Origin of the sequence: Chitinophaga sp. (assembly GCF_036569185.1) — a bacterium.
GTDB lineage: Bacteria > Bacteroidota > Bacteroidia > Chitinophagales > Chitinophagaceae > Chitinophaga.
Genome location: NZ_DATCRD010000134.1, coordinates 1 through 9,043 on the forward strand (window position 1 = coordinate 1; position 9,043 = coordinate 9,043).

Sequence of the window (9,043 nt, forward strand, 5' to 3'; positions counted from 1 at the left end):
GATTTGGAGCGGTTATTCTTCAGTATCCGCTTAAAAACAATGCCCTCCCTGGAGGTAATCACCACATAGGTTTCATTGTTCTTGATCTCGTCCCATCCCTCTATCTTATGGCAAACGATCACAGAACCTGAAGTAACAGGCAGCATGGAATCTCCCGCTATTTCAAAAGCCCTGTAATCCCCCGCTCCAAGCATAGGCAGGGTGAAGGTGTTCAGTTCTTCAATGAACTCGTCGTCATTATAACCGGCCAGGTAACCGGCAGCCGCTTTTACCGGCACAAAATGGATCGCCTGACGTGAATTCCCCAACTTGAGCTGGCGGCGCTTCTCCAGGAAATTATCTTTCTGGGAACCGAGATCGCGGCGGAGCAGATCATCGATAGATACCCGGAACATATCACTCACCTGTTCCAGGATCTCCGTACGGGGCTCTGCACGCTCTTCCTCATATGCACCCAGCAACGAACGCTTGATACCGAGCCTATCGGCAAACTCTTGCTGCGTCCAGGCTTTTTGCTTACGCAGGTATTTCAAATTCTGACATACTACGGACATAACCTAAATAATTTAGTACCTTGCTAACAAAATTAGCAAATATTTTTATCATTTACCAAATATATTCGGGCGGCGTGGCTTATTTTTGCCCGGTAAAATCCAACTCGATATGTTAATAAACTATGTACACTCGTTCCTAAGATGGGCTATATTGCTGGCTGGGCTCTGGGCGGTAATCCGCTCCCTGAAAGGCGTAACAGGTAACACACCATATACTGCAGCAGATAAAAAAGCCGGGCTTTTCTTCATGATCTTCTGCGATCTTCAACTGGTAGTAGGGTTGATCCTTTTTTTCCTGAGCCCTCTCTCCAAAGCGGGTATCTCTGATATGGGAGGAGCCATGAAAGATCCCGTTTTACGCTTCTTCACCGTGGAACATGAAACAATGGCCATCATCGCTATCGCACTCGTACATATCGGTAAATCAAAAATTAAGAAGGCAGTGTCAGATGCACAGAAACATAAGCTGGGCCTGATCTTCTTTGGCCTTGCCTTCATCGTTATACTGGCGCTCATTCCATGGCCATTCCGGGCAGCGCTGGGTAAAGGCTGGTTCTAAGGCATTTCCCGGGATGGCGCTTCCTCCCAAAAGGCAGATGTTTTCTATAAAAGAAAGCCTATAAATACAGGGTATATACCTCTTCATAAAATTAAATGGCGTCCTTATCAGGGACGCCATTCCTTTTTCCGATGTATTGATTGACCACTGAATTAGCCTTTGTCTTTATTATATAACCTGAAAGAATAGATGTAGGGTAATGCCGCCAGCACAATCGCCGCAAAGAAAATTATAAACACCCCCGTAATAAGCGACAGGAAAAATCCACCTATAATAATCACCGCGCCAATACTGATCCACAGGGTACTCGCCATCTGGTGCGTTTCTGTCCATATCTCCGGGCTTTGTAATGTCCACGGCGTTCTTACCCCTACATAATTATTGGGCTTTAGTTTGCGCAGGTAGGCGCCTATGCCCACAATCAGCAACCCCACGCCTATAAAAGCCCAGCGCTCCATGATAAACGGCTTGCCCTGGCTCACCAGGAAAATAATGATACAGGTAAATACCGCCTGGTAAGAATGGATCAGGAATCGTATCCTGTAATACTCCTTATGCTCCATCTCAATAGCAGAAGGCCTTAACTGGGTGTCATCCGCCCGCGGGATATAACGGAACAGGAAATAGATCAACCCGTTGGTAAAAAAGAGAAAGATCATCAGCAGCAGGAAATCATTCTTCGTCCCCATCTCGGGAGATCCCGCCGCATTCACACTATTGGACAATACAACTGGTAAGTCTTTGTAGATAACAGCCAGATAAACCATCGGCACCAGCAGTAAAGCGAGGATAAGTAACTCCCTGGTAAAATCCGGTTTTTTCATGTGGAGATCAGTTTAAATGTTCACGTAACTCCTTTTTTCCTTCATTTCCATTCTCTTATCTATTACATATTGATTGCCAGATATGTTGTATTAAAGTTACGAAAATTGGGGCGACCGGAATTTCAATATTTTTTGCTAAACTTTTTAGTATTACTAAATAAATTAGTAACTTAGTGGTCACTTTAAAAGGGATTCCGGCTGGCAGGCCTGCTGCTATACTACCCTCCCTCTGCCCGGTCCGCCATCCGTAATCACTTTTAACAGCCCTGCCTGTTCCGTCCTTTGTTTATCCATAAACCGTTGTCATTATGATCACTTTACAACAGCGAACAATAGCGCATTTCGACCTGGACTGCTTCTTTGTATCAGTAGAATGCCTGCGGGATAGTCGCCTCAGCGGTAAGCCCCTGCTGGTAGGCGGTAGCAGTGATCGCGCCGTAGTAGCTGCCTGCAGCTATGAAGCAAGACGGTATGGCATTCATTCGGCCATGCCCATGAAAACCGCCCTGCGCCTTTGTCCGCATGCCATTGTGCGCAGTGGCGATATGGAGCTGTACAGCGCTAAATCCAGGGAAATCACCGAGCTCATTGCCGGGAAAGCCCCGCTTTATGAGAAATCTTCCATCGATGAATTCTACCTGGATCTGTCCGGCATGGATAAGTTCTTTGGCTCAATGAAATGGACCTCCGAACTGCGGAAAACAATCATGAAAGAATCAGGACTGCCCATTTCATTCGGACTGGCCTCCAACAAACTCGTTTCCAAAGTAGCCACCGATGAAGCCAAACCTAATGGCCAGCTTGAAATCCTGTTCGGAGAAGAGAAAAATTTCCTGGCGCCGCTGGCGGTGGAAAAGATCCCGATGGTAGGCCGTGAAACCGGCGCCCTGCTGAGGCGCCGCGGCGTAGAAACCGTAAAAACACTGAGTGAAGTGCCCATCTCCCTGCTGGAAGCATGGATGGGAAAAAACGGAATAGCCCTCTGGAAAAAAGCCAATGGGATCGATGAATCGCCGGTGGTGCCTTTTTATGAACAAAAATCCATCTCTACGGAAAGTACCTTTCCCGCAGATACTATCGACATGCAATTCCTGCACGCGGAACTGGTACGCATGACAGAAAAAATTGCATTCGAACTGCGGCAACAGAATAAACTCACCGGCTGCATCACCCTGAAAATCCGCTACTCGGATTTTGAAACCGTTACCAAACAAATGTCTATCCCCTATTCCTGCGCCGATCATGTATTGCTGGAAAAAGTAAAGGACCTCTTCAAAAAACTGTACGACCGCCGCCTGCTGGTGCGCCTCATCGGCGTGCGTTTCAGCCATCTTGTTCATGGTAACTACCAGATCAGCCTGTTCGATGACAAGCAGGAAATGATCGCACTTTACCAGGCTATTGACCAGATTAAAAACCGCTTCGGATGGGAGTATCTCATGAAAGGCACCAACGTGATACCACCCGGTAAAAAAGGACAACCACAGCCCCAAAAAGATATCATGCCATATTTTAAATAAGCATTCATGTTCCTTAACTGCAAAACATTTTTCAGCCTGCGATATGGCACCATGCACGCGGAAATGCTGGTCCGCAAAGCACATGAACTGGGTATCGGCACACTCGCGCTCACTAATATCAACATCACTTCTGATGCATGGGAATTCGTAAGCCTCTGCCGGAAATATGATATCAAACCTATACTCGGACTGGAATGCAGGAACGGAAATGATTTCAAATATCTCCTGCTGGCAAGGAACCAGGAAGGCTGGCATCATATCAACGTTTTTTTATCCACTCACCTGCAACAGGAAAAACCCTTCCCCAACCAGGCTCCTGTTATTCCCCACACCTGGGTGGTGTACGGGCTGGAAAGCCGCTCCCCTGAAGACTTAGCGCCCCATGAACTGATTGGCGTTAAACCCTGGCAACGCAATAAATTATTCAGAACAGATACTGACGCACTACGCGATAAACTGGTGATCCTTCAACCCGTTACCTTCCAGGACAATACCCATTACGAACTACACCAACTACTGCGGGCCATTGATCTCAATATCCTGATCACACAACTGGAACCGGCTGCTACCGGACATCCGCAGGAACAATTCATTACACCGGCCGCACTCGTGGAACACTTCGCCGCTTACCCGCATATCGTACAGCGTACCGTGGAAGTGATGGAAGATTGCTGCATAGAAACAGACCTGCATCATTCCATCTCCCGGAATAAAAAATGCTTCCTGGGCAGCGTGGAGGAAGATCGCGCCAAACTCCGGGAACTGGCCCTGGAAGGCATGATATACCGCTATGGCCACGATCACAAAGAAGCGCTCTCACGCATAGAAAAAGAACTGGCCATTATTGCGCAACTGAATTTTGAATCCTATTTCCTCATTACCTGGGATATCATACGCTATGCACAGGAACGCGGTTTCTTTTATGTAGGCCGGGGAAGCGGCGCCAATTCCATTATCGCTTACTGCATAAAAATTACAGATGTAGATCCCATAGAACTGGATCTTTATTTTGAAAGATTTTTGAATCCCTGCCGCAGCTCGCCCCCTGATTTTGATATCGACTTTTCATGGCGCGACCGTGATGAAATTATCCGGTACGTTTTCAATAAGTATGGCCCGCAACACACCGCTCTGCTGGGTACTGTTACTACTTTTCAAACCAATGCCGTTATCCGTGAACTGGGAAAAGTATACGGACTGCCCAAAAAAGAAATCGACAGGATCCTGGAAAATGGCTTCCAGGTTAACCTGGAGAACGATAGTATCCATCAGAAAATAGCCCGCTTCAGTAAACTGATGGATACAGAAAAAGCATTTCCCAACCATCTCAGCATTCATGCCGGCGGTATCCTGATCAGCGATGAGCCCATTCACCGGTATTGCACTACTTACCTGCCGCCCAAAGGCTTTATCACCGCACAACTGGATATGTGGCAGGCGGAAAGAGTGGGGCTGTTCAAATTTGATATCCTCAGCCAGCGCGGCCTCGGTCATATCCGCGATGCGATTGACATCATTAAGAAAAACCGCGGCACAGATATCGACATTCATGATGTAAAAGCATTCCAGGCAGATCCCCTGGTGCGAAAAAACCTCGCACAGGTAAACACTATCGGTTGCTTCTATATTGAATCACCCGCCATGCGGCAGCTGCTGCAGAAACTGGGCTGCGATGATTACCTCACCCTGGTGGCCGCCAGTTCCATTATTCGCCCTGGCGTAGCCCAGTCAGGGATGATGAAACAATACATCCACCGCTACCGCAATCCATCCCAGGTAGTATACCTGCACCCGGTGATTGAGGAATTGCTGAAAGAAACTTTTGGTATTATGGTGTACCAGGAAGATGTTATTAAAGTAGCGCACAAATATGCAGATATGGAACTTGCAGATGCCGACAGCCTGCGGCGGGCTATGGCCGGGAAATACCGGGGATCGAACGATTTCAGGATGATCCAGGAGCGTTTCTTCCGCAACTGCGAACGGCTCAACCGGCCACCGGATGTATCTGCAGAGGTATGGAGGCAGATCGCCAGCTTTGCCAATTTCTCCTTTTCCAAAGCGCATTCCGCCAGCTTCGCGGTGGAAAGCTACCAGAGCCTCTACCTGAAAACCTATTTCCCCGCAGAATTCATGGTGGCCGTTATCAATAACTTCGGCGGCTTTTATAACCGCGAGCTCTATTTCCGGGAATTGCAGAAAACAGGCGTAACAGTGCATCCGCCCTGTATTAATCACAGCGACTATGCAACCAGTATCAGCGGCCGCGATGTATACACAGGACTGATCCATATAGAAGGACTGGAACAACAGCTGGCGGAAAGGATCCTGAAAGACCGTGAACAATACGGCCCGTTTTTACACCTGGAGGATTTTACCCACCGCATCCCCACAGGGCCGGAGCAACTGGAAATACTGATCCGCATTGGTTGTTTCAATTTTACCGGCTACACTAAAAAAGAACTATTGTGGAAAAGCAGTTTGCTGGTAAGTAAGAAAGAAGCCCATCCACACAGCGTTTCCCTGTTTGGCAATACCACTGCCGTCAATTGTGAACTGCCTACGCTGGCATACCATGCACATGAAGATGCCTTCGATGAAATAGACCTGCTGGGTTTCCCGCTGCAATCTCCGTTCAAAGTATTGCAGCACGATCAAAGTGCGTATATGCCTTCCCGTGAGTTCAGGCAACACATCGGCCGGCCGGTTACAACACTGGGTTACCTGGTTACCACCAAATCCCTGCGCAGCAATAAAGGCGAGCCTATGTGCTTTGGTACCTTCCTGGACCGGGACGGCGCCTTTATGGATACCATCCATTTCCCCGAAAGTTTTCGCAAATACCCATTTCAAAAAGGTGGCTTCTATGTGCTCCAGGGTATAGTGGCGGAAGAATACGGCGTAATACAACTGGAAATCAATAAAATGTGGAAGATTGGGTATTTTGAAGATAAAAAGCTCTAATCCCGACAATTTGTTGTATTTTTGTGACAAATGTCGGGTATATGAAACATGTAAAAGGATACCGCGTGCAGGAGAATGCATTGTTAATAGTGGAACAGCCAGGAGGAGCGGCATACATTGCCGGTAGTGGCTACTTTGATTTTATACAACTTTCCCGCAGTGGAATTATTAAAAGAGCTTTATTGAACCTGAGCCGGCAGCTGTCTTTTTCTTTGTCAGAGCTGGCACAGGTAGTGCATGTGTCTGAGAGAACGCTGCAACGCTATGCAGACGACGAGAAACTGTCTGCCGACACGTCTGAACGCGCTATTTTACTCTCCCAACTTTATCAGCGCGGTACCGAAGTATTTGGTCAGCTGGAAAACTTCAAGGAATGGATGAGAACTCCGTTACCTGCCTTCAACTATCAAACCCCTATTTCGCTTTTAGATACCACCTTTGGATTCCAGCTTATACAGGATGAGCTGGGGCGCATTGAACATGGCATCTTTGCATAAATCTACGAAACCCTCAACATGGAAGTATACAGGATCAGTAAGTGCGCTTACATCAATGATCTGAGTGGAACAGGTGCGCGCCTGTATGGAGGCCGCTGGAACAGCCCGGGGCATGCTATTGTATATACGGCAGGCAGCAGGGCCTTATCTGCGCTGGAAGTACTGGTACATATTCCATTGAAAAATATTGTACAGGACTTCTGCATCGCTACCCTGCAGATCCCGGACAATATTGCCATAAAGGTGCTTACCAAACACGATCTGCCTTCCGGCTGGCAATCGCTGGCGCCCTCGCCGGAGCTGCAATGTATCGGGGATGAATGGATAGATACCGCTAAATATGCGGTGCTTCGTATTCCCTCGGTAGTTATTGCCGATGAATATAATTACCTGATCAACCCGCTGCATCCCGACGCTGAAAATATTACCATCGTGAATACACAACCGTTTGTATTTGATCAGCGTTTAAAGAAATAAAAAAAGCAGCGGGTAATTATCCGCTGCTTTCTATCTATCTTTCAAAAATTTTTCTTCCTATTCCAGGCCAAACAATCCCTTATTCAGCACCTGCAATGTTTTCTCTTTATACTGGCCATTGATCAGGATAGAAATATTATGCCTGCTACCGCCATAGGAGATCATCCGCAAAGGAATTTCTTCCATCGCGTCAAATAATTTGGTGATGATAGATGGGGTAGCCGCCACCTCGTTACCAACAATGGAAACGATGGTTTGATGATAATCCAGTTCTACCGTACCAAATGGTTGCAGCTCTTTCAGTATCTGGTCAAGATATTGCTGGTGATCGATGGTAACAGAAACCGCCACTTCAGAAGTAGTGATCATATCGATAGGTGTACGGTACTTCTCAAAGATTTCAAAAATCTTGCGGAGAAAGCCATAAGCCAGCAACATGCGGCTCGACTTGATCTTGATAGCAATGATGCCATCTTTTGCAGCAATGGCTTTTACACCATTACCGTTGGGCATTTCCGTGATGATAGTGCCTTTCGCTTCCGGCTGCATGGTGTTCAGCAGTTTCACCGGGATGTTGAAATGCTGCGCCGGCCAGATAGAAGCAGGATGCAGGATCTTGGCGCCAAAGTAGGCCAGCTCCGCTGCCTCATCAAAGGAGAGCTGATCAATCGGGAAGGTCTTTTTCACCACCCGCGGATCGTTGTTGTGCATACCATCAATATCCGTCCAGATCTGCACTTCATCTGCCTGGATAGCAGCGCCTATCAGGGAAGCAGAATAATCGCTGCCGCCGCGTTTCAGGTTATCCACTTCGCCTTTGGCGTTACGGCAGATATATCCCTGCGTGATAAAGATATGCTGTCCTTTATGTTGGTTCATCAGGTTACCCAGCTTGATCTTGATCTTTGGAATTTCCGGTTCTTCAAATTCGTCGATGCTCATGAAATCCAGCGCCGGCAGCAATACCGCGGGGATGCCGGCTTCTTCAAGATATACGCAGAAAAGCCGTGTAGACAATAACTCGCCCTGTGCAAGAATATCTTTATTCAATGCTTCATTGAAAGATATCTTCAGGATAATATTCAGAAACTCGAAGTGTTCATCAACAATAGCCTTGGCGTTTGCGCGGCCGGCTTCCTGCTTCACCAGGTCGTTACAAAAGGCGCGGTAATGGCTTTCCAGCTTATCTATCTGCTGCTTTGCCTGTTCCTTTTTACCTTCCGACAACGACTGACTGATTTCCACGAGGGAATTTGTGGTGCCTGACAGTGCAGACAGCACCACAATTTTCTGATCATTATCTGCTGTGATCAGTTGCGATACCGACTGCATACGCTCTGGTTTTCCCACGGAGGTTCCACCAAATTTTAACACTTTCATCTGAATGTATATTTTTGCTTTAGCTACCTGGAATACTGCATCAGCTTCATTCCGGGCGTTTTTTATGAACGATTGAAAATTAGAAATTCAAATTAAACTTAGCGGCAACTTCCTGTAAATCCTTTACCACAGGCGCTATAACAGGAACCCCATTTTCCAGCCGCTCCTGATGCATTTCCCTTTCAGGGTCTCCCGGGATCAGCACTTTTTTCCCGGCTACCGGTGCAGCAGCGCGGAAGCGGCCAATCCAGGTATCCATATTGGCCTT

General features: G+C 47.4%; 8 protein-coding genes and 1 pseudogene. 5 read left to right on the top strand and 4 right to left on the bottom strand.

From position 1 onward, the window contains the following. Window positions 1–554 (bottom strand): XRE family transcriptional regulator (locus tag VIM72_RS09385; protein ID WP_332002577.1); only part of this gene is annotated, 554 nt, incomplete at its 3' end. Window positions 555–663: 109 nt separating this feature from the next. On the opposite strand from VIM72_RS09385, the gene VIM72_RS09390 reads away from it, so the two are divergent. Further along, a complete protein-coding gene (locus tag VIM72_RS09390; RefSeq protein ID WP_332002578.1) occupies window positions 664–1,113 on the top strand; it encodes a hypothetical protein in 450 nt (149 codons plus the stop codon). 152 nt (window positions 1,114–1,265) lie between these two features. On the opposite strand, the gene VIM72_RS09395 is transcribed toward VIM72_RS09390, so the two are convergent. Next, window positions 1,266–1,937, bottom strand: a complete 672-nt coding sequence (locus VIM72_RS09395) for an SdpI family protein (protein WP_332002579.1) — start codon at window positions 1,935–1,937, stop codon at window positions 1,266–1,268. Window positions 1,938–2,245: 308 nt separating this feature from the next. Between VIM72_RS09395 and dinB the strand changes: the two genes are divergently transcribed. The 4 genes from dinB to VIM72_RS09415 are packed head-to-tail and all read left to right on the top strand — an operon-like array spanning window position 2,246 to window position 7,395. Continuing rightward, on the top strand, window positions 2,246–3,457 hold the full coding sequence (gene dinB / locus VIM72_RS09400) for a DNA polymerase IV (RefSeq protein ID WP_332002580.1): 1,212 nt from the start codon (window positions 2,246–2,248) through the stop codon (window positions 3,455–3,457). A 6-nt stretch (window positions 3,458–3,463) separates the two neighbouring features. Beyond that, window positions 3,464–6,421 (top strand): DNA polymerase III subunit alpha, encoded by a 2,958-nt coding sequence (locus tag VIM72_RS09405; protein ID WP_332002581.1) that lies wholly within the window; start codon window positions 3,464–3,466, stop codon window positions 6,419–6,421. Window positions 6,422–6,462: 41 nt separating this feature from the next. After that, the gene (gene parS / locus VIM72_RS09410) at window positions 6,463–6,918 is read left to right on the top strand and encodes a type II toxin-antitoxin system Xre/ParS family antitoxin (protein WP_325638826.1); all 456 of its coding nucleotides are present in this window, start codon (window positions 6,463–6,465) and stop codon (window positions 6,916–6,918) included. An 18-nt stretch (window positions 6,919–6,936) separates the two neighbouring features. Then, complete coding sequence (locus VIM72_RS09415; RefSeq protein ID WP_332002582.1) at window positions 6,937–7,395, top strand: RES family NAD+ phosphorylase; 459 nt, start codon at window positions 6,937–6,939, stop codon at window positions 7,393–7,395. 57 nt (window positions 7,396–7,452) lie between these two features. Here the strand turns inward: VIM72_RS09415 and VIM72_RS09420 are convergent, their stop codons facing one another. Then, window positions 7,453–8,775 carry an aspartate kinase gene (locus VIM72_RS09420; protein ID WP_332002583.1) on the bottom strand — a complete coding sequence of 441 codons (1,323 nt, stop codon included), beginning with the start codon at window positions 8,773–8,775 and terminating at the stop codon, window positions 7,453–7,455. 79 nt (window positions 8,776–8,854) lie between these two features. Beyond that, a pseudogene (locus VIM72_RS09425) lies at window positions 8,855–9,043 on the bottom strand (Ldh family oxidoreductase); the annotation flags it as partial.